This is a genomic window from Rhizobium mongolense USDA 1844 (assembly GCF_000419765.1).
Taxonomy (GTDB): domain Bacteria; phylum Pseudomonadota; class Alphaproteobacteria; order Rhizobiales; family Rhizobiaceae; genus Rhizobium; species Rhizobium mongolense.
The window spans coordinates 81,650-105,365 of sequence record NZ_ATTQ01000021.1 but is presented as its reverse complement, the minus strand read 5'-3'; the positions used below and the strand labels follow the sequence as shown (position 1 = coordinate 105,365).

The 23,716-nt window shown below is 58.3% G+C and carries 17 protein-coding genes and 1 pseudogene; 12 read left to right on the top strand and 6 right to left on the bottom strand.

Features of this window, described 5'->3' with window-relative positions:
* Together A3C3_RS0129710 and A3C3_RS0129705 are read right to left on the bottom strand one after the other, a co-directional pair.
* The coding region (locus A3C3_RS0129710) for an electron transfer flavoprotein subunit beta/FixA family protein (protein WP_022718215.1) at positions 1 to 500 on the bottom strand (500 nt) is incomplete at its 3' end.
* Positions 501 to 696: 196 nt separating this feature from the next.
* A complete protein-coding gene (locus tag A3C3_RS0129705; protein WP_022718213.1) occupies positions 697 to 2,733 on the bottom strand; it encodes an NADH:flavin oxidoreductase in 2,037 nt (678 codons plus the stop codon).
* Positions 2,734 to 2,880: 147 nt separating this feature from the next.
* Here A3C3_RS0129705 and A3C3_RS0129700 point away from each other — a divergent pair, with 147 nt between their 5' ends.
* From A3C3_RS0129700 to A3C3_RS0129660, 7 genes and pseudogenes are all read left to right on the top strand, one after another.
* Entirely contained in the window at positions 2,881 to 3,510 is a 630-nt protein-coding gene (locus A3C3_RS0129700) for a TetR/AcrR family transcriptional regulator (protein ID WP_022718212.1), read from the top strand.
* A gap of 10 nt (positions 3,511 to 3,520) precedes the next feature.
* A complete protein-coding gene (locus tag A3C3_RS0129695) occupies positions 3,521 to 4,315 on the top strand; it encodes a pyrroline-5-carboxylate reductase family protein (protein ID WP_022718211.1) in 795 nt (264 codons plus the stop codon).
* 67 nt (positions 4,316 to 4,382) lie between these two features.
* A complete protein-coding gene (locus A3C3_RS0129690; RefSeq protein WP_022718210.1) occupies positions 4,383 to 5,384 on the top strand; it encodes an ABC transporter substrate-binding protein in 1,002 nt (333 codons plus the stop codon).
* A gap of 94 nt (positions 5,385 to 5,478) precedes the next feature.
* On the top strand, positions 5,479 to 6,366 hold the full coding sequence (locus tag A3C3_RS0129685; protein ID WP_022718209.1) for an ABC transporter permease: 888 nt from the start codon (positions 5,479 to 5,481) through the stop codon (positions 6,364 to 6,366).
* The gene (locus A3C3_RS0129680; protein ID WP_022718208.1) at positions 6,359 to 7,399 is read left to right on the top strand and encodes a quaternary amine ABC transporter ATP-binding protein; all 1,041 of its coding nucleotides are present in this window, start codon (positions 6,359 to 6,361) and stop codon (positions 7,397 to 7,399) included. The genes A3C3_RS0129685 and A3C3_RS0129680 overlap by 8 nt, the downstream gene beginning before the upstream one ends.
* Positions 7,400 to 7,907: 508 nt before the next feature.
* Positions 7,908 to 8,620: pseudogene (locus A3C3_RS48685) on the top strand (DUF3422 family protein).
* Between the two features lie 2,025 nt (positions 8,621 to 10,645).
* Entirely contained in the window at positions 10,646 to 11,488 is an 843-nt protein-coding gene (locus A3C3_RS0129660) for a class I SAM-dependent methyltransferase (RefSeq protein WP_022718205.1), read from the top strand.
* Between the two features lie 399 nt (positions 11,489 to 11,887).
* Here the strand turns inward: A3C3_RS0129660 and A3C3_RS0129655 are convergent, their stop codons facing one another.
* Together A3C3_RS0129655 and A3C3_RS0129650 are read right to left on the bottom strand one after the other, a co-directional pair.
* Positions 11,888 to 12,073: a hypothetical protein gene (locus A3C3_RS0129655; protein ID WP_022718204.1), complete on the bottom strand. Its 186-nt coding sequence runs from the start codon at positions 12,071 to 12,073 to the stop codon at positions 11,888 to 11,890.
* Between the two features lie 551 nt (positions 12,074 to 12,624).
* Entirely contained in the window at positions 12,625 to 12,912 is a 288-nt protein-coding gene (locus A3C3_RS0129650; RefSeq protein ID WP_022718203.1) for a DUF1236 domain-containing protein, read from the bottom strand.
* Between the two features lie 377 nt (positions 12,913 to 13,289).
* Between A3C3_RS0129650 and A3C3_RS0129645 the strand changes: the two genes are divergently transcribed.
* Together A3C3_RS0129645 and A3C3_RS47990 are read left to right on the top strand one after the other, a co-directional pair.
* The gene (locus tag A3C3_RS0129645; RefSeq protein ID WP_022718202.1) at positions 13,290 to 13,577 is read left to right on the top strand and encodes a hypothetical protein; all 288 of its coding nucleotides are present in this window, start codon (positions 13,290 to 13,292) and stop codon (positions 13,575 to 13,577) included.
* 425 nt (positions 13,578 to 14,002) lie between these two features.
* Complete coding sequence (locus tag A3C3_RS47990; protein ID WP_267903790.1) at positions 14,003 to 14,137, top strand: hypothetical protein; 135 nt, start codon at positions 14,003 to 14,005, stop codon at positions 14,135 to 14,137.
* A 450-nt stretch (positions 14,138 to 14,587) separates the two neighbouring features.
* On the opposite strand, the gene A3C3_RS0129630 is transcribed toward A3C3_RS47990, so the two are convergent.
* Positions 14,588 to 17,950: an AAA family ATPase gene (locus tag A3C3_RS0129630; RefSeq protein WP_022718199.1), complete on the bottom strand. Its 3,363-nt coding sequence runs from the start codon at positions 17,948 to 17,950 to the stop codon at positions 14,588 to 14,590.
* A gap of 238 nt (positions 17,951 to 18,188) precedes the next feature.
* On the bottom strand, positions 18,189 to 18,839 hold the full coding sequence (locus A3C3_RS0129625) for a GntR family transcriptional regulator (RefSeq protein WP_022718198.1): 651 nt from the start codon (positions 18,837 to 18,839) through the stop codon (positions 18,189 to 18,191).
* Positions 18,840 to 18,999: 160 nt separating this feature from the next.
* On the opposite strand from A3C3_RS0129625, the gene A3C3_RS41830 reads away from it, so the two are divergent.
* From A3C3_RS41830 to A3C3_RS0129610, 3 genes are all read left to right on the top strand, one after another.
* The gene (locus A3C3_RS41830; RefSeq protein WP_051154534.1) at positions 19,000 to 20,385 is read left to right on the top strand and encodes a malonyl-CoA decarboxylase; all 1,386 of its coding nucleotides are present in this window, start codon (positions 19,000 to 19,002) and stop codon (positions 20,383 to 20,385) included.
* A 23-nt stretch (positions 20,386 to 20,408) separates the two neighbouring features.
* Positions 20,409 to 21,923, top strand: coding sequence for a malonate--CoA ligase (locus A3C3_RS0129615; RefSeq protein WP_028740116.1), 1,515 nt, complete (start codon positions 20,409 to 20,411; stop codon positions 21,921 to 21,923).
* Positions 21,924 to 22,019: 96 nt separating this feature from the next.
* Entirely contained in the window at positions 22,020 to 23,366 is a 1,347-nt protein-coding gene (locus A3C3_RS0129610) for an SLC13 family permease (RefSeq protein WP_022718197.1), read from the top strand.
* The last annotated feature ends 350 nt before the right edge of the window (positions 23,367 to 23,716 follow it).

Genomic DNA, 23,716 nt, shown 5'->3' with positions numbered 1-23,716 from the left:
TCGATCGTCTGCAGGCCGCCATCGACTTCGCGGGTGACGGTCGCTTTGCCGTCGGTAATCTCGATCTTCGAGGCGAAGGTTGCCTGGGCAGTCCCTAGAAGGGCGGCGAGCATCTGGCCGGTCTGGTTCGAATCGTCGTCGATCGCCTGCTTGCCGACGATGATGAGGCCGGGCTGTTCGGCGTCAGCCACGCCCTTGAGGATCTTGGCAACGGCAAGCGGCTCGACCGTCTCGTCGGTCTCGACCAGGATCGCCCGGTCGGCGCCCATGGCGAGCGCGGTGCGCAGCGTCTCTTCGGCCTTGGCCGGACCGATCGACACGACGACCACTTCCTCAGCCTTGCCGGCTTCCTTGAGCCGCAGCGCCTCTTCCACCGAGATCTCGTCGAACGGGTTCATCGACATCTTCACGTTGGCAAGCTCGACGCCCGTGCCATCCGGCTTGACGCGGATCTTCACATTGTAATCAACCACCCGCTTCACGGGGACCAGAATTTTCATGGGGTCCTTCCTTTTTCACGTCATCTCCGGCCGCTTGAGCGCGGAAAATATTGAAGAATTGAGCCGTGCGACCATGGCGCATTGGTGAGCGATCAGATGCTGCAAACGGCGTATCCACAACCATCCAGGCTTCGACGGCCCTGCCCGACGGCACTGCGTGAAGGTTGGCCGTCCGACATTTCGGACCGCCTTTTCGTCAGATATCCTTGGCGATCCGCAACCCATCGTAGATGGCAGCATGGGTGTTGCGAGCGGCCACAGCATCACCAATCCGGAAGAGCTGGAACTTCCCTTCAGGATTGCGCACGACAGTCTGGGGTTCGCCGGCGACCAATTGCTGCTGCGAAATTTCGCCGAGATTGGTGGAAAAGGGTTTCAGCTCGAAATAAAGCTCATCGAGCGGGATTGTCCCGTGGTTGATGACGACCTGGTCGACTCTGCGCTGCTTCGCAACACCGCCGTAATCGCTGCCGACGTGGGCAATAAGCTGATTGCCGTTCTTTTCGACCGCTTCAAGCCTGAAGGTTACGGTGAAGGTGACGTCGAGGTTCTGCAGCGAACGCATATAGGGCACGAGGTTCATCGCCATGACTTCCGGGGCGAAGGAACGGTCAGGTGTCATGATTTCCACCTTGGCGCCCGCCTTGGCAATGAACTCGGCAGCCTGCAGCCCTGCGTGGTCGCCCGCGTCATCGAAGATAAGAACGTTCGTTCCTGGTTTCACGTCACCTGAAATGATGTCCCAGGCCGAGACGACCAGTTCATTACCCGTGGAGAGGACGTCTGTATGCGGCATGCCACCGGTGGCGATGATCACCACGTCGGGCCTCTCCGCCTCCACCGTGTCGGCTTCCGCCCAGGTGTTGAAACGGAAGCCCACACCGTACTTTTCGCACTGGTTCATCCGCCAGTCGATGATGCTGATCATTTCCCTCCGGCGCTCGCTTTGGGCCGTCAAGCGGATTTGGCCGCCGGGATCGTTGGCCGCCTCGAATACAACGACGTCATGTCCGCGCTCGGCTGCAACCCTTGCGGCTTCGAGCCCTCCTGGGCCTGCGCCGACGACGACAACTTTCTTACGAATGTCCGCCTTTTTGACCACATGTGGCATCGTCAGCTCGCGGCCGGTCGCGGCATTGTGGATGCAATAAGCCGCCCCACCCTGGTAAATGCGGTCCAAACAGTAGTTGGCGCCGACGCAGGGACGGATGTCCTCTTCGCGCTTCTCCATGATTTTGCGAACGATGTGCGGGTCCGTCATATGAGCGCGGGTCATACCGACCATGTCGACCTTGCCCGACGCAATCGCATGGCGGGCAGTTGCAACATCCGGGATTTTCGCTGCGTGGAAGGTGGGGAAATTCGTCGCGGCGCGAATTTCACCTGCAAAATCGAGATGCGGGGAGTTCGCCATACCCTGGATCGGGATGACATCTGTGAGGCCGGCGTCGGTGTCGATATGACCGCGGATCACATTCAAGTAGTCAATGAGGCCGCTTTCTTTGAGGCGCTTGGAGATTTCGAGGCCGTCAGCCTTGCCGGTGCCGCCGGGAAGACATTCATCAGCGGTATAGCGTATTCCCAGAATGAAGTCCTCTCCGACCCGTTTCCGGATCGCCTTCAGAACATCCAGACAGAAACGCATGCGATTGTCGAGCGAACCACCGTAAGGACCTTCGAGTTCGTTTGTCAGCGGGGACGCGAACTGGTCAAGAAGGTGTCCATAGGCCTCCAGTTCGACGCCATCCATGCCCCCGGCCTTCATGCGTTCTGCAGCGTCGGCAAAGTCCTTTATGATGCGCTCGATGTCCCAATCTTCGATCTTCTTGGGGAAAGTCCGGTGTGAGGCCTCGCGCTGATGCGACGGTGCGACAACGGGAAGCCAGTCGCCCTTGTCCCAGCGCGTGCGACGGCCGAGGTGAGTGAGCTGGATCATGATCGCCGCCCCTTCCTCATGGACCGCATCGGTCATTGCCTTCAGCCACGGCACGATCTCGTCCTTGTAGGCGAGCAGGTTGTTGAAGACGGGCGGACTGTCTTTCGAAACAGCCGCGGAGCCGGCCGTCATCGTCATGGCGACACCGCCCTTTGCCCTTTCCACGGTGTAGGCAAGATAGCGCTCCTTGGGCATACCATCTTCAGGGTATGCCGGCTCGTGCGACGTTACGATGATGCGGTTGCGAAGCTTCAGGTGCTTGAGCTGATACGGCTGAAGGAGAGGATCGTTCGACATCTGTCGGGCTCCGGACTAGGACAGTTGTGCTAGACGCTACGCGAAAATGTACATATGTGTCAACAGACAAAACACTAAAGTCGTTTTTGTCGACACATGTGTACATTTTTCTTGTGTCGGGTTTCATTTTTTGTTAGGAGGTCAATCATGGAGCAGGCTTTGAACGATACCGGTTGGCGCGGATCGCACGAGGGATGGCTGGAAGCGGCCTACGAAACTCTGCTCGAGTCGGGCGTTGATTCAGTGAAAATTCTCCCCTTGGCCAAGAAACTCAACCTCTCTCGGACGAGCTTCTATTGGTTCTTCAAGGATCGCGAAGAATTGCTTGCCGGCCTGATTGGGCGCTGGCGAGAAAAAAACACAGGAAACATAATAAAGCAGAGCGAAGCCTACGCGGAATCACTTGCCGAGGCCATGCTTAACGTTTTTGATTGCTGGCTCGATCAGAACTTGTTTGACTCCAAGTTCGAATTTGCAGTGCGCAGTTGGGCGCTGCAATCCGAAGAGATCCTTTTGGAAGTCCAGAAGGCAGATCAAGTTCGGCTTGAGGCGCTCAAGCGAATGTTCGTGCGCTTTGGATACGAGGAAACACCAGCCGACGTCCGAGCCCGGACGACCTATCTCGTTCAGATTGGCTACATCTCGATGCAGTCCCGCGAAGAGATCGCGGTGCGAATGAAGCGTATTCCCGAATATATCGCGATCTACACCGGCCAGATACCCCAGCAAAGAGAGCTTGACCGCTTCTTTGCCAGGCATGGCTACAAACCGAAATGAGAAGAAGCGGATGCAGGACTCACGAAGGATCGGCGTGATCGGTGGCGGAGGGTGGCTTGGGAAGGCCCTTGCCAGTGCGATACTCAACAAGGGCGTTGTTGAGCACGAAGCACTCACGCTCTCCTGTCGGCATGAGAGGCCCGCGTCTTTTCCGACCGTTCACTGCACGCAAGACAACCAGGAGCTTGCGGATCGATCGGACGTGATCATCGTTTCTGTCCGTCCGGCCGATTGGCCCTCTCTGTCGGTCGACGCCAACGGCAAACTCGTCATCTCTGTTATGGCGGGCATCCGCCTGGACCAGCTTGCGACACATCATCAAACGAGCCGCGTTGTCCGCGCCATACCCAACGCCGCCGCTGAGGTTGGCAGATCCTATACGCCCTGGATTGCATCAGGTGGCATGGACGAGGCCGATCGAAGCATCGCACGTCGTATCTTTCATGCTTTTGGCGTCGAAGACGAAGTGAATGGCGAAAGCGATATTGACTATTTGACTGGCTTGTCCGGGTCGGGGCCTGCCTTTCCGGCGCTGTTCGCTGCCGCGATGATGAAAGATGCCGTCGACCACGGCCTTCCCACAGATATCGCACGGCGCGCCGTGAACACGGTGCTGATAGGGGCCGGGGCTTTGCTTGAGCATCGAGATGACTGTCCAAACAACGTCGTTAATTCGTTTCTCGATTATCGGGGTACGACCGCAGCGGCGATCGAGGCGATGCGCGCTTTTGGCCTGGAAGCCACCGTTGCGGAACGACTTTCGGCAGCATCCAAAAAATCGGTGAGTATGGGAGACGCCTCCTGACGACCGCATGAGCGGGCTAACGCAGCGCCCCGCTTCAAAAAAGCGCCGCTCAACAAAGGGAACGATAATGAACAAACTCCTTGCATCAACATGCCTGATGTTCGGCCTTCTTGGCGGAACATCGCTTGTCAGCGCCGCAGAATGTGGAAGCGTGACGATTGCCAGCATGAATTGGCAAAGCGCAGAGGTTCTTTCAAACCTCGACAAGATTATTCTGAATGAAGGCTATGGATGTAGCGCTGACATCACCGTTGGTGACACGGTTCCGACCATCACTTCGATGGCGGAGAAGGGCCAGCCGGATATCGCGCCCGAAGCTTGGATCGACCTTCTGCCGGATGTCGTGAAGAAAGGAACGGAAGAGGGTCAGATCATTCAAGTCGGCTCCCCTCTTCCCGATGGCGGCGTTCAAGGCTGGTGGATACCCAAGTATCTTGCCGAGGCTCATCCCGACCTCAAGACAATCCCCGATATGCTGAAACACCCCGACCTTGTCCCCGATGCGGAGGATTCGAAGAAGGGCGCGATTTTCAACGGGCCTCAGGGTTGGGGAGGAACGATCGTCACTTCGCAACTCTACAAGGCTTTCGACGCTGACAAGGCGGGCTTCACCCTTGTTGACACTGGTTCGGCTGCCGGCCTCGATGGGGCGATTGCAAAAGCCTATGAGCGCCAGCAGGGCTTTGCGACGTATTACTGGGCTCCCACTGCGCTTCTGGGCAAGTATGAGATGGTAAAGCTCGATGCCGGTGTGCCCCATGATGCGGTCGAGTGGAAGCGCTGCAACACCGTGGCCGATTGCCCTGATCCGAAGCCGAATGCCTGGCCTGTCGACAAGGTCGTAACCCTGGTGGCGAAACCATTCTCGGAAAAGGTCGGTCCTGAGGTCATGAGCTATCTCGAAAAGCGCTCCTGGAGCAATGACACGGTCGGCAAGCTGATGGCCTGGATGACTGAAAATCAAGCGTCCGGCGAAGATGGTGCGAAACACTTCCTGAAAGAAAACAAGGACCTCTGGACCAAGTGGGTCTCGCCTGAAGCAGCAGAGAAAATCGAAGCTTCTCTGTAAGTCCTGTGTGCGGTGCGTATCCATGCGCACCGCACACGTAAACGCCGAAAATAAGAAGAATTTGGCCGACTCTTTTTAAGAAAAGGGGAACCGCATGGAATGGTTTTACGAATTCCCGCACATGGATGATGACGCTCTTCGCAATCTCAAGAAGGCGATAGACGACGGATTTAGATCGTTCACCCGCGCTTACGGTGAAGGTATCGAAAACATGTTCTCGCCGCTGCAGCACTTCCTGATGGCCGCAGAGCGTTTCATGACGCAGACGCCATGGCCGATTATTACGCTGATGATTCTAGCCATCGCGTGGGCCGGCAGCCGAAGCGTCAAGGTGGTCTTGGGCTGTCTTCCCACCTTGCTGGCAATCGGCTACCTCGACATGTGGGACGACACCATGCGGACCATCTCGATGATCCTGGTGTGCACCATCTTGTCCATCGCGATCGGAATCCCGATTGGAATCCTCATGTCGCGGTCGGACCGGGTCCAGAGAGTGATCAATCCCCTCCTTGACGTGATGCAGACGATGCCCAGCTTCGTATACCTGATACCCGTGGTCATGCTGCTTGGCATTGGACGCGTGCCAGGACTTATCGCAGTCGTGATCTATGCGATACCACCGATGATCCGGTTGACCAACCTTGGCATCCGCCTCGTTGACAAGGATGTCCTGGAGGCGGCCGATGCTTTTGGCTCCTCAAGCTGGCAAAAGCTGAGAAAAGTTCAACTCCCTCTGGCGCTCCCGACGATCATGGCCGGAATCAACCAGACGATCATGATGGCGCTTGCCATGGTGGTTATCGCCTCGATGATCGGTGTGCAGGGCCTCGGTCAGCCTGTTCTCAAGGCCATCGCCAATCAGTATTTTACATTGGGGATCTTCAATGGACTCGCCATCGTGGGCATCGCAATCATCTTCGACCGGGTCAGCCAGGCATACGGACACCGCCTGCAGAAGCACCGGGAGGTGGTCCATGGCTGATAACCGCTTCAAAGGGATAGAAATACGCAACCTTTACAAGATTTTCGGGCCTAACGGCGCTGCCTATGTCGACGCCGTCCGCAACGGTCTCTCCAAAGCCGAACTGAACGAAAAGCACGGACACGTGCTTGGTCTGAAAGATATCAACATCGAGATGCCGGCTGGTTGCATCCAGGTCATCATGGGCCTGTCGGGCTCCGGGAAGTCCACGCTGATCAGGCATATCAACCGTTTGATCGATCCGACCGCAGGCGAGGTCCTGGTGAAGGGTGTCGACGTAGTCAAGATGAACCCCGCGGAACTGCAGGAGTTTCGTCGCCACCAGACGGCAATGGTGTTTCAGAAATTTGCGCTGCTTCCGCATCGCAACGTGCTTGAAAACGCGATCTACGGATTGGAAGTCCAGGGTGTCCCTCGCGCCAGAGGCGTCGAGACCGCCATGCAATGGATCGAGCGCGTCGGACTGAAGGGATTCGAACGGAAATATCCCAATCAGCTTTCAGGTGGCATGCAGCAACGCGTCGGCCTTGCCCGCGCGCTCGCCAACGACGCGCCGGTCCTGCTGATGGACGAAGCATACTCGGCACTCGATCCGCTGATCAGGATGGACATGCAGACCGTCCTGCTGGACCTTCAAAAGGAGATCAAAAAGACGATCGTATTCATCACTCACGATCTCGATGAGGCCCTCCGCCTGGGTGACCAGATAGCCATTCTCCGGGACGGCGAGGTCATTCAGCAAGGCACCAGCCAGGACATCGTCCTTAGACCGGCCGACGAATACATCGCCAACTTCGTGAAGGAGGTCAATCGGGGACGGGTCATCCACGTGGATGCGATTATGACGCCGGCCGAACCCGGACACCGGCTGAACGGCACGAACATAGCATCGGGAACGACGACCGAAGATGCAATGAGGATATTGACCGATCGACGCGCGGATGAGGACGCCGCCGTGACGGATTCGACGGGAGCGGCCATCGGCACCCTTAACCTTCGACAACTGGCCTCGGCGATAGTCACTCCTCATTGAACTGGCCGCGCCGGACGGCGCGGCCTCCAAATAGCGCAGATTGACGGCCTTGAACAAAGACACCTACCCCGGAACGGACCATCATCTTCGTCGCGAACTGCACGACGAGTTGCACGCTCGACCTTCGCTCTACTTCGATAGCGATACCAACGTTGGCACGTCGCGATCGCTGGCGCAAAGCCGCCTTCTCCAACGGCCATCGGATCCATGGACGATCTGTCGCGAGTCCTGACGGCAAGCATGGCATCGGAACCTACAGCAACGGTCGTCTGAAATGGGAAATCCACGCTGAATTCGTAACCTTGACCTATGCAGAGAGCGCATCTCCAGAAAATGCCCGCCCGTTTCCGATGCCTTCAACGAACTGTGCGCATCGTGCGGCGGCGAACCGGAGTTGACCCGCTTTGAAGGGCCACGGGTGGACTTCGTTGCATCCGAGGTCGGCGGCGGCGACGCCGTGGTCCACTAGACCTTCAGGCTTAACGGAGCAGGATTCGTAGAACTCCTCTTGATCAACAGAAATCTGAATGCTTACCGCGTCGGACGGATGGTCCGCAGGCTTCTGGAGGTAGAGACATATCGCATGATGGCGCTTCTGGCGCTCCCGGTGGCAAAGGAGAGATTGGGAAGCTTCAAGTGTTCGACAGCCGCCTGGATCACCTGATCGAACACATGCAGCGGTCGTCGAAGGTCGACAAGGAGCTGCTTGGCGAAGCCACGAAGCTTTCCTCTGACGTCATTCGGTTCGCCACCTCGGCTCGACGCCGCTTCGGCACCGCTGCAGCCTATGCCGAAATAGTGTCCGGCCGCCTGCAGGAACTGCGGGAGGAACGCGTCGAGCAACGACAGAGGATCGGCACTTTCATTGCCCGGCGACTTCAGCCGGCAATGCGTTCAATTGAAGCGGCAGAGCGGCGCTTGGACGAGCTCACAGGCAGGGTTGGACTGGCTGGGTATCTGCTAAGAACAACGATCCAGGTTCAGCTTGAAGATCAGAATGCGTCGCTGCTTAGCTCGATGGATGAACGGACCCGCGCTCAATTGCATATCCAGCAAGCAGTCGAAGGCTTCTCTGTGATCGCAATGATCGCAATCACTTACTATGCAGTCGCGCTCGCCAAGACCTGCCTAGACAATGTTACGGCGCTCGGACTGGACGTCCGCGTGTCGAAGTGGGCGATGTTGGTTCAAACGCCAATCAACCACTTGAACAACATATAAAATGAGGCAGCGTGGCTGCCCCATCCAATAATTAGCATGAGCCATGCCGCGTTTGTGTCGCGGGTCATTTGGGCGGCACCGCACCTAACAGCGCCCTTTCCGCCTCAGCTACCGCCTGCGAGTACATGCTTGGGAATAGATGGCGAGGCGTAGAAGTGCCGCAGAGCGTGGATGGGTCCTTGGCTTCGCCATGTTCATAAAGACTCCTCAAAAGCAGTGGGCCCACCGAAGCTAGCCCCTAGTGTTGTTGTGGTGATACATACCAGCCCATCAAACCCGCGCGGGATATGTGGCCTGTTGCCCCATGCCCTAATGCAATGTGCCCTACGTCTGGCTCGCGGATTTATACATCAGCGAGTCGTATTCTAAGTTATTGTTTTATCGCCGTTCTTTGGAGCATGTAACATCCATGTGGCAGCACATCGTCAGGCACATTCACAGCGTCCAGCATCATAACCAGCATCGACATCCACTTTTCGAGATGAAATTCCATCCATAGATGCATCATTTGCCAACTGCCGCACTGACGCAAATAGGCGCATCGCCTTACACTACAGGAGGCTGCGTCGCGCGATCCGGGCGGGGCTAGCGGGCTATCAAGAGGCATTGAAGACCAAGAATGTTCGTTCGAGTGCCTTCTAATCGGTGTCTTTTGATCCGACTACCGTTCAGTGCAGCGCTAGGGGACCGTTCAGGTCAACCAAAAGAGGTAATGAAGGGAACCGAGAAGCAACCAAGAGTGAACTAAAGGGGATAGTTTATTAGTCTCTACTAACTGACATAATGTCACAAAATGGCGAATCAGCTAGAATACGGCTTTATGTGTCGTCTGAGTTCAAGATAGGCGCGGCGATGAGATACGAAATTGAGCGGGAAAACAACGGAACCTACCGTATCATAGATCATCGAAGAAACGATCAGGTCGCGGTATGGGAGGACGCAGTTCAAGTTCGCTTATCGTTTGGCCTTGCAAGTGCCCTTGTGGGATATATGAACGCGAAGGACCGGCACGACACGGCTTTCGGTCGCGAACCTGAACGCGATCGGCTCCCCCAGGCAAGCTCTCACTGACCCAGTGACAAAAAATGACCCGGCGATTGGCTGGCGATTGCCCGCTAGATGTTCCGTGGGCGTCATTCTGGCGTGTTCATTAGGTGCAGCTGACCGTCTATCTTAGCGCCATGGGAGGGAAGGCTAAGGGGTTAAGCATGACAGACATAGCAGACAGGCAAAGGGCAAGCGCCGGCGTAACGCTCCGGCGGACTGGACCGGCGTCCTATCCATTCTATTCGTTGTGGCATTCATCGGCCTAGCGATCGCTGGATATGGCAAGAGCGCGCCGGGTGACGGTAACGCGGTCCTATCGATCGCACCGAAGGCGCACATAATGGCTCCCTAATATGGATTGGGAATTGGCAATTGAGAGGCTGATAGGGCTGGCTTGGCTTACCCTATGTGGCACTTGCATATTCATAGCGGCAAAGAAGCACGCTCAAGGCCATACGCTTGAGATGTGGGGAATGATCTTTGTCGCGCTCGTCATGGCTATTATGTTCGCCGAAGTGATCAAAGAAGATGGCGCAATAGCTCCATAAGCGCACCTGAAGGGGACTTTGAGTGGCTCAACAGTCGAGAAGGTTGAAGGTTCCTATCGGGAACTTGCGCGGCGTGCGAGAGAGATTGATTCAAAAAAAGCGCCCCGCTGTCGATCGGCGGGGCAAAGGGGAAGTGACGAATACCGCTCATAGGGGTGCGCGGCTCCTATAACATGGGTGAGGCGATCTACCGTTAAAACTCGCCCAAATGTATTAGTGCGGTTCCGCGCAAAAAAGCCGAATTCGGCAGCAGATGCCACCAGCCGAAGGGGCTCGTGGTCGCTTCGCGCCACCTGACCTCACCTCGGAAGATGCGATCGACGCGTCTCGACCCACAGCAGACAATCGGCGCGCTAGCCAGCCTGCGGCCCGTGCGGTACTTTAAGCGTTTCCCAGTATGTTGGCGGTTATCCATCCATGGAGAGTCGTAATGCCAGACGGTGAGGAACATTGGCAACTCGATGGCAGCGCGGCCGAGTTGTACGAGCGCTATCTCGTGCCCGCAATAACTTCACTATGGGCCGCCGACCTTATTGCTCGTGCGCAGCTAAAATCAGGAGACGCGGTGCTCGATGTCGCATGTGGTACAGGGGTCGTGACCCGTCTTGCGGCGCGGAATTTGGGAGCAGGCCGCCTTGTCGGCCTGGACTTGAACCCTTGTATGCTTGCGGTAGCTCGGGATGTGGCTAACACAGAATCACCGATCGAGTGGATCGAAGGCAGTGCTCTTGGCCTTCCGTTTCCAGACGCCTCCTTCGATATCGTCCTTTGCCAACTCGGACTTCAGTTCTTCCCGGATCGGTTCCAAGCGCTTCGCGAGATGAGGCGGGTACTGATAGCCTCGGGCCGACTTGCCCTCAGCGTCTACTCCGCCATCGAGCGTACACCTGCCGCCTTCGCGTTTGCGCAAGCCCTTGATGCGCATCTCGGCCCAGGAGCGTCAAACACGAAGCGCGCTGAACATATCTTTTCTGAGGCGGAGGAACTCCGCGCCATGATATCAGGCGCTGGTTTTGATCAGGTGGAAATTCACACTGTTACCCAACAGGTTACGTTCCCGTCTGTCTTCAATTATGTGCGGTTTCAATTGACAGCGACGCCGATGGCCGTGCTTTTGTCGGAGCGTTCTGAGTTCGACCGTGAAGCTGTGATAAGCGCTGTCGCTTCAGAGGCTCAGTCCGTGTTGCTGGACTCATACGTGCTAGCAGATGGCCGGCTGCGATTTCCCCAGGAAGGGTATGTGGCAACTGCTGTGAGCGGCTTAGTCGGCTGATTTGTCCGCTACCCCCGTTGGAGACATTGGCTGGTTTGGCACGAGCGGTCGCTTCGGGCCGAAGGGCGTCATTGGTGGCTGTTGCTGCATAAGACTGCAAAAAAGCGGCCCTGCATACGGGGTGTTGAACAGGGCCAGGTCGCCGGCTAGATGCGCGAGCGTAGTAGTGCCGCGCAATCCGTTTAATTCAACGACTTAATCGCCGAGAATGTTCCGCTAGTACATAAAAAGCCCCGCCGAACTAAGCGAGGAGGATTAGTCTTACCGGTTTCCGTTCGGTAGCGATGCACGGAGAATGGAGGCGGACCGCACAGCCGCGTGCAAGGGGCTAAAGCACGGTGACAGGAGAATTTGGCCGCACGATCCATTCCGCCGAACATCCGAGGCGGTTGAATGTTCCTAGTTGTTCTCTTCATATTCCTGATCGAGGATCTGAATGTCCTCGCGAATAATGCTGCTGAGGCTGCCTAGGAGATCGGCCAGCAAATCACAATCTTCGGTAGCCTTTGCGGCTCGCGCCTCGGCCTTCTCGACGTAAAATTGACAAATGTGCCGCTTTCCCTTCAGCACTTCTAAGCTCGGCATGATAATGGTCCTTTGCGTCGGCGTTGCGCATAGGCATACCCGCTGTATCGGAAGAGCAAAGCCCAGGATAAGGATGAGCGAGAGCTGACTATAAATGCTCCCGCATGAATAGAAGGAGGCTCGCGCTGGCCATCAATCAACGCGAGCCCATCGCACCACGTGACAAGAGGGGAAGGGGTTCACCTCCGTCACGCACGATCAGAATGCCAGACCATCAAACGACAGCAAATTAGTTAAAACGGCTTAGGGCCTCGTGCCGTCGTGCCGTCGCTCTTTCGGTGGAGGCGCCGGGTTCTCCGGAAGCCGAATGCCTCTCTCTCAGGGCATCGATAATCTCCATGGCGGTGGACTCATCTAGGCGTCTTAGCGGCAGAATTTCTGCGATGACAGCGACCTTTTGCGTCTGCGTATTGACGATCGACCAGCTGCCATCCCCGTCGCGTCTGGCATAATAATGCGGGCGTATATTCACGTCGGCCTCTGTCTTTGACTTTGGACGAAACTGATGGGGAGGAATAGCGGGCCTGGGGCGGGCCCGCAGTGCCTTCAAGTTATTCGATGACCTCGATCACCGCGCGGGTCTTCGGATTGACGAGCACGCGCTTTTTGTTGACGACCACATAACCGTAATCGGGCTGATCGGGGACCGTGTGGATCTCGACCGTGTCAGGAAGCGCCGTACCGATTGCAACATCACCTTCAAACGTGACCGATGGCGATTTCTGCTCAAGAACGTAGGTTCTGACTTCGCCGGGAACGACGACCGTCGCTGTCTGCGCGACCGCCGCCGCGCCGAGCGACAGAAACAGCGATACGGCGGAGATGACCAGTTTACTCATGTTATCCTCCAGGATTTTCAGTGTGCCGGTAAAACGCTACCGATAGGATATAGTTCCTCTGCTGCACGGAATGAGTGCGGCGCGACGCGACCTGTATTCCGTAAGCGTTGTTCTGACTCCACCTTCGTCGGCGCGGATGATGGGGAGACGATCCAATCTGACGATCCGGCTTAGGCGCTTCCGAAGGCATCGATCGCGAACTGCTTTGGTCGACCGGTCACAAGATCGAGCGGCTGTATCAGAAGGCCGTTGGCGGGCGCCGCGGTCCGTCGTTAATCGGCAACGCTTGAAGCATTCGCAAACGTCCCTATTGTCATACCGTGGGGTCTTTTCGAAGTTGAGCGTTGGGCCCTCGGCACCGAGAAGGTCAAGCAGACATGAAGCTCGTCCTCATCGCTCTCGCTGTCGCCCATAATTGGTATTCCGGCCACCATGATCCGGTCACCGGCTACGAATGCTGCGACAACAAGGACTGCCGGGTCATCAGCCCGCGCTATGTCGAGCCGCTGCCGGGCGGCAACTTCAACATCCGCACCGGGTCAAAGACAAGATACTTCATCCCGAAGAACCGGGTTTTGGAGAGCGAAGACAGCCAGTATCACATCTGCACGTCCGCCCCGCATATGACGATCCGCTGCTTCTTCGCGCCACGCGGGCTCAGTTGAGAGGTGGGCTGAACCTCCGGCCGGACATTGCCGTACAAGGAGCTGCCCGGCATCTGCAGTGTCCAGTAGCGTCCAGCGGGACAGCTTCCGCATATAGTTCATTTCCGGCATGGCTAGTCTCGGTCGAAACTCGGGCGCGCCAGCCGTCGACCAAGAGCTTAACATCTACCGACTCGGCGCGCGCGGTCGACGCTTGTTGAAGACGACGAGAACCGTCCACCATGCGACACATGATTGGGCTGATGCCTAGCGCCCTACCTCCAGACACATTCGCGGCAATTGGGACGGCCATCCAGCGGGCGCTCTCTGTACATACCGTGAGAGCCACGTCAAATACTCCGAGCTTACCGAGTCGCCTCATAATTGTCGATCGATATGGTGAGCGATCAGCTCTGTTGCATGCGCTTACCCGGACAGTGCAAGCCATGGAGGACGCACAGCAACTCGGAGAGAGCGAGAAGGATGTAGTTAAGGAGATGAGCTTGGCAGGATTTGCATGGCTGAGGAGATATTACACGACTGATCCTGCCGACCGCCCAGAAGAGGTGAAGATCGCCTGAATAGGGCAGCGAGCGCTCGCCTAAGTGGGGCTTTTTCTATGTGGAATAGGAGCTTTCGTAGGTGTGACATGTCGCATTTCATGTCGTGGTAACACTGGCATACGGCGGAAAACACTGCATTTTTTGGCATCCACATGGTAAAGCATATGCTCAGACTTTCCAATCCAAACCCACTGCAATATCGACTTTAATCAACCGCTTAGCCGCTCTACATGACCAACGGATCAACCGGACTGGACGTCCGCGTGTCGAAGTGGGCGATGTTGGCGGCCGCTCCATCGGCGCTTTTTGCTGTATGGAGCTCTGCATCGAGTTCGAGCAAGCGCAAGAGAGCGTGTGTCGCCACGCTAAAGCCAAGGCCGGTTTCGAACCGACCGACAACAAAGACCGATCCTTATAGTCCGTGAACGCTGGTCGGAGCCGGCACCCTTGGGCTGCCGAGGCCTGTGATCACGCTCGGCGGTCGTCGGCCTCGCAAAGAACCCGTTGGGCCGATTGCAGGTCCGATGTCGCGAACCCTTCGGTAAACTTGTGATAGAGGGGCGCGAGCAGGTCATGAGCTTCGCCGCCCCGATTCTCCCCGATCTGTAGCCGGCCGAGACTTGTCGCCGCGCGCAACTCCCACAAGTCGGCGTGTTGCCCTCGGGCGACATCAATCGCGTGCCGGAGCCGTGCCTCCACCCCGGCTCGATCAACCATCGGCAACTGCAGCATCAGTTCGCCTGACAGCCGATAGAGCTCCGCCTCGAACCACCGCTCACCAGTTTCGCGCACCCGGGCCAGCGCGTCGGTCAGCAAATCCAACCCCGTCTTCGCTTTGCCGGCTCGGGTTTCGAGGTGCGCGAGCAAGCTTAGAAAAAATGGAACCAGGAATCTCGCTCCAGTCGTCTGCCACGACCCCAAACCTTCTTGAACCTGTGTGATGGCCGCCTGTAACTCGCCTGCCTCTCCCAGCGCCCAGCCCCGGATGACCATGCCTGCCCCAAGAAAGTGTGGAGAGCCCTGCTCTCTCGCGAGCGTGATCAGCGAGTCTGCTCGTTCCCGCGCTTCTCGCCAGTCGCCGCGAAGCTGCGACAGAATGCAGCCATAAAGCAGGGCATAGCCGAGGGTGTTGCGGTGGGACAGTTCCCTTGCGTCCGTCAACGCCTCGTTGCTCTTCGTCTGGGCCTGAACGGGATAGCCAAGAGCGAACAGCGTCCAGGATAGGACGGACACCCCTGCTACCCGGGGGTCCTGGGCGAACAGGAAGGCGAGGGAGCGGTGTTGCTGCGGGTCATAAAGGGCGAGCGACCTCTCCAGATATTCGCGGGCGATGACCAGCTCGCCGCGAAGGAAGGCATCGGTTCCAACGATGCGGTGGCCGACAGTCTCAGCCGATACATCCCCTTCTTCTCGGGCGCGACGGAGCAGGTCCTCTCCTGCCTTTCGCCCCGCCTCCAACTCCGCGCGTACGACGTGAAAGACCCAGTCCCCGTAGAGGACAGGCAAGAGCCGATTTGAGCCACCGAGCTGCGCGCATAATTCGCGCGCTCGCGCGTTAGTACGCCCGACCTCCGGCGCTGCCCAACCCTTGGAAATCATCAGGGCGACGCCAAGAGCGACTTGCAGCTCGAGTTCCTGCCGCCGCCGTGCAGCATCATCAGGTAGGGGTGCAAGCAGTTCCAGCCCTCTGGTCAGATGGGTAATCGCTTCGGCCGTTGCGGAGCGTGCAATCGCGGCTTGCCCGGCCCTGAGCCAGTAATTGATCGCCAGTGCAGGCAGTCCCGCCTCCGAGTAGTGCTGGGCTAGAAGCTCGGGTTGCCCCTGGACGATTTCCGGGAAGCGGTGCTCGATCGCCCTGGCGATCCCGGCATGCAAGCGCAACCGTTTCGTCCGCACAAGCGTCGCATAGGCGGCATCGCGAACAAGCGCGTGCTTGAAGCTGTAGGTCGCCTGCGGAGAATTCCCGTGGCGGAACACCAATCCCGACGCAATAAGGGCGGCCAGCGCATCTTCTACCTCGCTCTTCGGTAACGCGGCGGCTGCCACGAGCAACTCGTGTGAGAATTCTCGTCCGATTGCGGCTGCAAGCTGCGCTACCTCTCTAGCAGAGGCCAGTCGGTCGAGGCGAGCCAATAGCGACTCCTGAAGCGTGGCTGGAATTGGGATAGCTGACAGCGGACTTGCGAGAGCGTAATGGTCGCCCTCGTCCTTTAGCAAGTTGGTCTCAATCACGGCCCGCGTCAGCTCTTCCACGAATAGAGGCACGCCGTCTGTCTTTGCGACGATGTTGTCTAGTACTTCGGCGGGCAGCTCCCTGCCACCGGTCAGCCTCTCGACCATAGCTGTGCCCTGCCGTCGGCTCAAACGACTAAGCGTCAGCGCAGTGACATGAGCATAGCGCAGCCACGGTGGCAGGAACTCGGGACGGAACGTGATAAGCGCCAATACCCGCGAGCCCTGCACGCGGTCAATCACCAGATCCAGCAACTCCAGCGAGGTCGGATCCGCCCAATGGATGTCCTCATACACGGCCAAGACAGGCTTATGCGCCGCAAGCCCCATGAGTTGATCGACTAACACCTCCAGCGTCTGCTCCTTCTGCAGATGCGGACTCAACTCCAAGGGCGGATAGCGGTCGCCTGTTGGAATCGACAGCAGCGCCGCGAGCAAAGGGGCCACGCCGGCGACATCTTCAGTTGAAAGCGCGAGCAGCCCCTCGAGTTTGTCCAGTCTCGCTTCGGAGGGATCGCCTGCAGCGAACCCGGCCGCCCGCTCCAGGAGGCCGATCACCGGATGAAGCGGGCTGCTCTGATAATACGGCGAGCAATAGTGACTGACTGTCGTATGCGGTTCGCTTTCCACCCGCCGCCGCAAGGCCCGGACAAGGCGCGATTTGCCGATGCCGGGCTCGCCCGCAAGCAGCACCACCTGGCCTTCACCTTCCTTGATTGCTTCCCAGTGCTTGAGCAGGAGGCCAATCTCATGGTCGCGACCGACCAGCGGGGTCAGGACCGACCCGTGCAAGGCTTCGAAACGGCTTTCTGCAGCGCTTTCACCGAGCACGCGCCAAGCGCGTACGGATCCAGGAAAACCCTTCAGCGGCTGGAAACCGAGTTCGACAAGATCAAACAGAGCACCGATTAACTGCCGGGTACGGGATGCCACCACGACGGTTCCAGGTTCGGCCAGACTTTGCAGCCGCGCCGCCAGATTGGGCGTATCGCCGACGACCGTCTCCTCACGGGCTGCACCTTCACCAACCAGCTCGCCGACAACCACCAGGCCGGTGGCGATGCCGACCCGAGCTTGAAGCGTCCCACCGTGCGATGGTCGCAGATCCCGCACTGCCTCGGCTGCCGCCAACCCCGCCCGCACGGCCCGTTCGGCCTCATCCTCGTGAGCACGCGGATAACCGAAGTATGCAAGCACGCCATCGCCCATGTACTTGGCAACGTGGCCCTCGAACCGCGCAATCGCGCCCGCCACCGCACCCTGATAGTGCCGCAGCAATTCGCTCATCTCCTCTGGGTCAAGCCGTAACGAGAGCGCCGTCGACTCGACGAGGTCGACAAACATCACGGTGATCTGGCGGCGCTCCGCTCCGGTGGCGGCTGATCTATCCCCGGCCGGCCTGGACACCTGTTGAACGGTCTCGCGCAGCGCTGCTATCGCGGCGAGCAGTTTACGGCGGTGGCCTACTGAAATAACTCCAAGCCCAATCAGGTCTTCGGCGGTAAGATCCCGAAGTATTTCGGGATCGATGTCGTTTTGCCGGAACGCTTCCTCGTACTGTTCCAGGCCTTGATCGCGCAGCCAGGAACCGACCTTCATGGCTCCTCCTCCATCTGCTCGGACCGCATGTCCTATAGCATACGCCAGAAGGCTTTGAGCGGCACGGAGAAACTTTTTTGCGACGTTCGGATAAGTACGCAGACGACCTGATTGGGCCAAAACCTGCTGTTGGTGGCATTTGCACCCTTATGCCGCGAAACTGCGCTTCATATCCTTTTCAGGTAGCGCGGGGATTGAGAAATGCCGGTGGCGTCAGCTTCTTGCCTTCGACCTGGGGTCATCTTGCCGTCATGCTGGCGACCAGATCGCTGAACCTCTCGCCTTGTATTCCGACATGTACCCGCAATAGGCGGCGAGCCTCCTCGCCGTTTCCGGCGAAAATTGCATCGACAATGGTGCAATGTTCGGAAAAGGACGTCGACAGGCGGTTACGCACTCGCAGCTGAAGTCGCCGATAAGGGCGCAGACGCCGATGCAGTTGCAGGCACTGCTCCTCAAGGAACTCGCTGCGGCTCGCTGCGTAGATGGCCTTATGGAATTCCTCGTTATCGTAATAATAGGCGTCGCTGTCGCCGGCCCCGGCCGACAGCTCACAGCGCCTGTGGGCAGCCGTGATTGCCGCGCGAGATTCGTCATCCAGCCGGCGGGCGGCCAGCGATCCAGCCAAGCCTTCGAGCTCCGCCATGACCTCAAACATCTCGAAAATTCTGTGCGGCGCCGGATCGATGACGACAGCCCCCCGGCGCGGGCGAATCTCGATAAGCCCAATCGCATTGAGTTGCATCAGCGCTTCGCGGACGGGTGTCCGCGATACACCGAACCGGGTGGCGAGCACCATCTCGTCCAGCCGTTCGCCGGGCGCAAACTCATTGGAAAGAATAGCATTTTCAATCTCGTCTCGAAGCCACCTGCCAACGTTTTCAGACATGCGTTCCACCTTTATAATACCCAAATCAATTTCTTGTATACACAATCATTGACATTGTACGCGACATGCGCCAATCTAAATACTATACCGCGAAGCCTCAGAAATGAGAACGGTGGCGACCGGGGACGCCTTTGCCGCCGTAGAGCAGGAGGAGAATGGCATGCCTGGAACCTCATTTTTCAGCGACATGCTGCAAAACATTACGGACCGCGGACGCAAGCTTTTGTTTGCGGATTCGCGCACACCGGCGGATGCGACAAAAGTCGATTTCGAAACCCTCTGCGAAATGCTGATGTCGAGCCGGGGCGAGGCGTCCGGGATGGCCATTGCTGCCGAGATCCTCGAACGGTGGAGCAAACTCGAAGCCGACGGCGTGCGGCAGTTTCTGCAAATGCTCTATGACAGGTTCGGGCCAGACACGGCCAAACTCGATCAGGCGATCGAAACGTATCGTGCGGAAAAGAACTCCGCGACAATCACCGCGCTCCATGAGGCAGCTGAACCACGGCGCCAGGAACTCCTGCGCCGGTTGAACCAAGCGCCCAATGGTACGGCCAAGCTGGTCCAGATGCGTCAGCAACTTCTCGCTTTAGCCGCGCAAGCGGACGAATATCGCGCCATCGACACTGACTTTGCCCACCTGTTCGGCTCCTGGTTCAATCGCGGCTTTCTCACACTTCGGCCAATCGACTGGTCGACGCCAGCTCACATTCTCGAAAAGATCATCAAATACGAAGCCGTGCACGAGATCGCCAGTTGGGAGGAGTTGCGCCGCCGCCTGGCGCCAGCCGACCGTCGCTGCTTTGCCTTTTTCCATCCTCGCCTCGCAGACGAACCGCTTGTCTTCGTCGAGGTGGCACTCACGCGGTCGGTACCAAACACCATCGCGGACGTGCTCGACGAAGGCAGAGAACAGATCAACGCCGACGAGGCGACGACGGCGGTCTTCTATTCGATCTCCAATTGCCAGGACGGCCTCCGCGGAATCTCCTTCGGCAACTTTCTGATCAAGCAGGTCGTCGAGGACCTGCGGCGAGACCTGCCCGGATTGAAGAATTTTGTGACGCTCTCGCCCGTTCCAGGCTTTGCCCGCTGGCTTGCCAAAGCGCGTGCCTCGACAGCCAGCCCGGCGCCGTCGGATGCCGATCGCACGGCCCTGGCACTACTTGACGACCCGAGATGGGCAGACGACAAGGCCAAGGCGGCTGAGGTGGAGCGCGTGTTGCTGCCGCTTGCGGCGCGCTATTTTTTACTCGAACGCACGCCGCAGGGTCGCCCGCTTGATCCCGTCGCCCGTTTCCATCTGGGCAACGGGGCGCGACTGGAAAGATTGAATTTTCTCGGCGACCACTCGGCCAGGGCGATGGCGCAGGCGCACGGCCTGATGGTCAACTATCTCTACAAGCTCGACGACATCGTAGCCAACCACGAGGCCCTGGCGCAGCGTGGCGAAGTTGCAGCCTCACCGGCTGTCAAAAATCTCCTCGGCCGGAACGGGGACGCCACAAAAGTTGTCAGGCTTCGCGGACTTTCGCGCGAGTTGTAAAACAGCAATTGGAGGAGGGCGACATGAGCAACCATCTTTTCGACGCCATACGGGCCGCCGCACCCGGCAATGCGCCATTCATCCGCATCAATGGCGGACGGATCTGGACCTACGACGAGGCGCTCGACCTTTCAGGCCGCATCGCCAGTGCGATCGGCGCCCTCGGTATTCGTCCCGGCGACCGGGTTGCCGTGCAGGTGGAAAAGAGCGCCCAAGCCTTGATCCTCTACCTGGCCTGCCTTCGCTGTGGCGCTGTCTATCTGCCACTGAATACAGCCTACACGCTCGCCGAACTCGACTACTTTATTGGCGATGCCGAGCCGCGCCTGGTTGTGGTCTCGCCGGCTCAGCGTGAGGCAGTCGCAACGATTGCAAAGGCTCATGGCGCAATCGTCGAAACGCTCGATGCAGATGGTACGGGCTCGTTGCTCGATCTTGCGAGGGACGAACCACTTGATTTCGTGGATGCGTCATGTTCGCCAGATGATCTGGCGGCGATCCTTTACACCTCAGGAACCACGGGCCGCTCCAAGGGGGCGATGCTCACGCATGGAAATCTCCTTTCTAACGCCACGACCTTGCGCGATTGCTGGCGCGTTTCATCTGGCGATCGGCTGATCCACGCATTGCCCATCTTCCACACGCACGGGCTGTTCGTTGCCACCAACGTCACTTTACTTGCCGGTGCCTCGATGTTCCTGCTGTCGAAATTCGATGCAGACGAGGTCGTTGCGCTGATGCCGCAGGCGACCATGCTGATGGGTGTCCCGACCTTTTACGTGCGCCTCCTGCAGAGCCGCCGCCTCGACAAGCAGGCGGTCGCGAATATGCGCCTCTTCGTTTCTGGTTCGGCACCCCTGCTTGCCGAAACCCATGTCGAGTTCGAAAAGCGCACCGGTCATGCCATCCTTGAGCGCTACGGGATGACCGAAACCAACATGAATACGTCCAATCCCTATGACGGAGCGCGGATCGCCGGAACAGTCGGCTTGCCCCTTCCCGGAGTGACGGTGCGCGTTACGGATCCGGCCACCGGCGCCGTGCTGCCGCCCGATGAAACCGGGATGATCGAAATCAAGGGGCCGAACGTCTTCAAGGGCTACTGGCGAATGCCGGAAAAGACGGCAGCCGAGTTCACCTCCGACGGGTTCTTCATCAGCGGCGACCTCGGCAAGATCGACACGGACGGCTATGTCCACATTGTCGGTCGCAGCAAGGACCTGGTGATTTCCGGCGGATACAACATCTACCCCAAGGAGGTCGAAGGCGAGATCGACCAACTCGATGGCGTCGTCGAAAGTGCCGTCATCGGAGTTCCTCATCCCGATTTCGGAGAGGGCGTCACGGCCATCGTGGTGCGCAAACCCAATACGGTGCTTGACGAAGGCGCCATTCTTCATGCGCTCCACGACCGGCTCGCACGATACAAGCAGCCGAAGCGCATCATCTTCGCCGAGGACTTGCCGCGCAATGCCATGGGCAAGGTGCAGAAGAACGTTCTTCGGCAGAAATACGCCGACCTTTACGCAAGGACCTGATCCGCCTGTGCGCCTTCTGGGAGGACGGCGCGCAGACATTTTCAATTGCTGCAAACGAGAAGCTGCCGGCACGAGAGCGCCGGAGGGAGGGGAATCATGAGCATCGAAATACTGTCCATACTCTTGTTGATCGGCATGTTTGTCGTCGCAACGATCCAGCCAATCAACATGGGCGCACTTGCTTTCGCCTGCACGTTCCTGCTCGGCACGCTCATCATCGGTATGAAAGCCACCGATATCTTCGCAGGTTTTCCGAGCGATCTATTCCTGACTCTGGTTGCCGTGACCTACCTTTTTGCGATCGCGCAGATCAACGGCACCATCGACTGGCTGGTTGAATGCGCCGTCCGTCTGGTCCGAGGGCATGTCGCATGGATTCCCTGGGTTATGTTCCTGGTCGCTGCGGTCATCACCGGCTTTGGAGCGCTAGGGCCGGCAGCCGTGGCCATCCTTGCGCCGGTGGCGCTGAGCTTTGCCGTGCAATACAGGATCCACCCGGTGATGATGGGCCTGATGGTCATCCATGGCGCACAAGCCGGCGGCTTTTCGCCGATCAGTGTCTATGGCGGCATTACCAATCAGATCGTCGCGAAGGCGGGCCTGCCTTTGGCTCCGACATCGCTGTTCCTTTCCAGCTTCTTCTTCAATCTGGCGATTGCCGTACTGGTGTTCTTCGTTTTTGGCGGTGCGCGCGTAATGAAGCAGCAATCGGTATTGTTCGGCCCCTTGCCCGAACTGCACCCTGAAGGCGTATCGGCATCGATCAGAGGCCATGGGGGTACACCCGCAAAGCCGATGAGAGAGCATGCCTACGGCACGGCCGCCGACACAGCTGCAACATTCCGCCTCACCAGCGAGCGGATATCCACCTTGATCGGCTTGACGGCTCTCGGCATCGGTGCACTGGTCTTCAAATTCAATGTGGGTCTGGTCGCCATGACTGTCGCAGTCGCTCTCGCGCTGCTCTCACCGAAAACTCAAAAGGCGGCAATCGACAAGGTAAGCTGGTCGACCGTGCTGCTGATTGCCGGCATCATTACCTATGTCGGCGTCATGGAAAAGGCCGGGACGGTCGACTATGTCGCGCACGGCATTTCAAGTCTCGGCATGCCGCTCTTGGTTGCGCTGCTGCTCTGCTTCACGGGCGCCATCGTCTCGGCCTTTGCATCCTCGACAGCGCTCCTTGGCGCCATCATTCCCTTGGCGGTACCATTCCTGCTGCAAGGTCATATCAGCGCCGTCGGCGTGGTAGCGGCAATCGCGATCTCGACAACGATCGTCGATACCAGCCCGTTTTCCACCAATGGCGCACTCGTCGTTGCCAACGCCCCAGATGACAAACGCGAGAAGGTGCTGCGTCAACTGCTGATTTACAGCGCCCTGATCGCGATCATCGGGCCGCTGGTTGCCTGGTTGGTCTTCGTCGTGCCCGGGCTCGTCTGACGCAGCGTGCCGCAGCCGAAAGCAACCGCCTGCCGACGATGAAACACCGGCGCCCGTCAGATCCCATGGGCGCCGGCAAAAGCGTGCCTGGTGTATGACTATGGCCTCCAGCCGGCCGCAATTCGGCTGAGCAGCCCACTCCCCTCGCAGTTCCATGCGCGAAGCAAGTCGCGGTTTGGATGAAGACCCACGGCAACGCCGCTGGACAGCAACGCCACGCGGGTTCTCGATTATTCAGCTGCGTCGCGCCTTACACGGAATGCGGCTCGGTCAGATCGCACGGATCGTAGACCATGCGCCGAAATACAAAGTCGGCAACGCAAGCCGCCGGCTACTTTGATGAGGCGAAG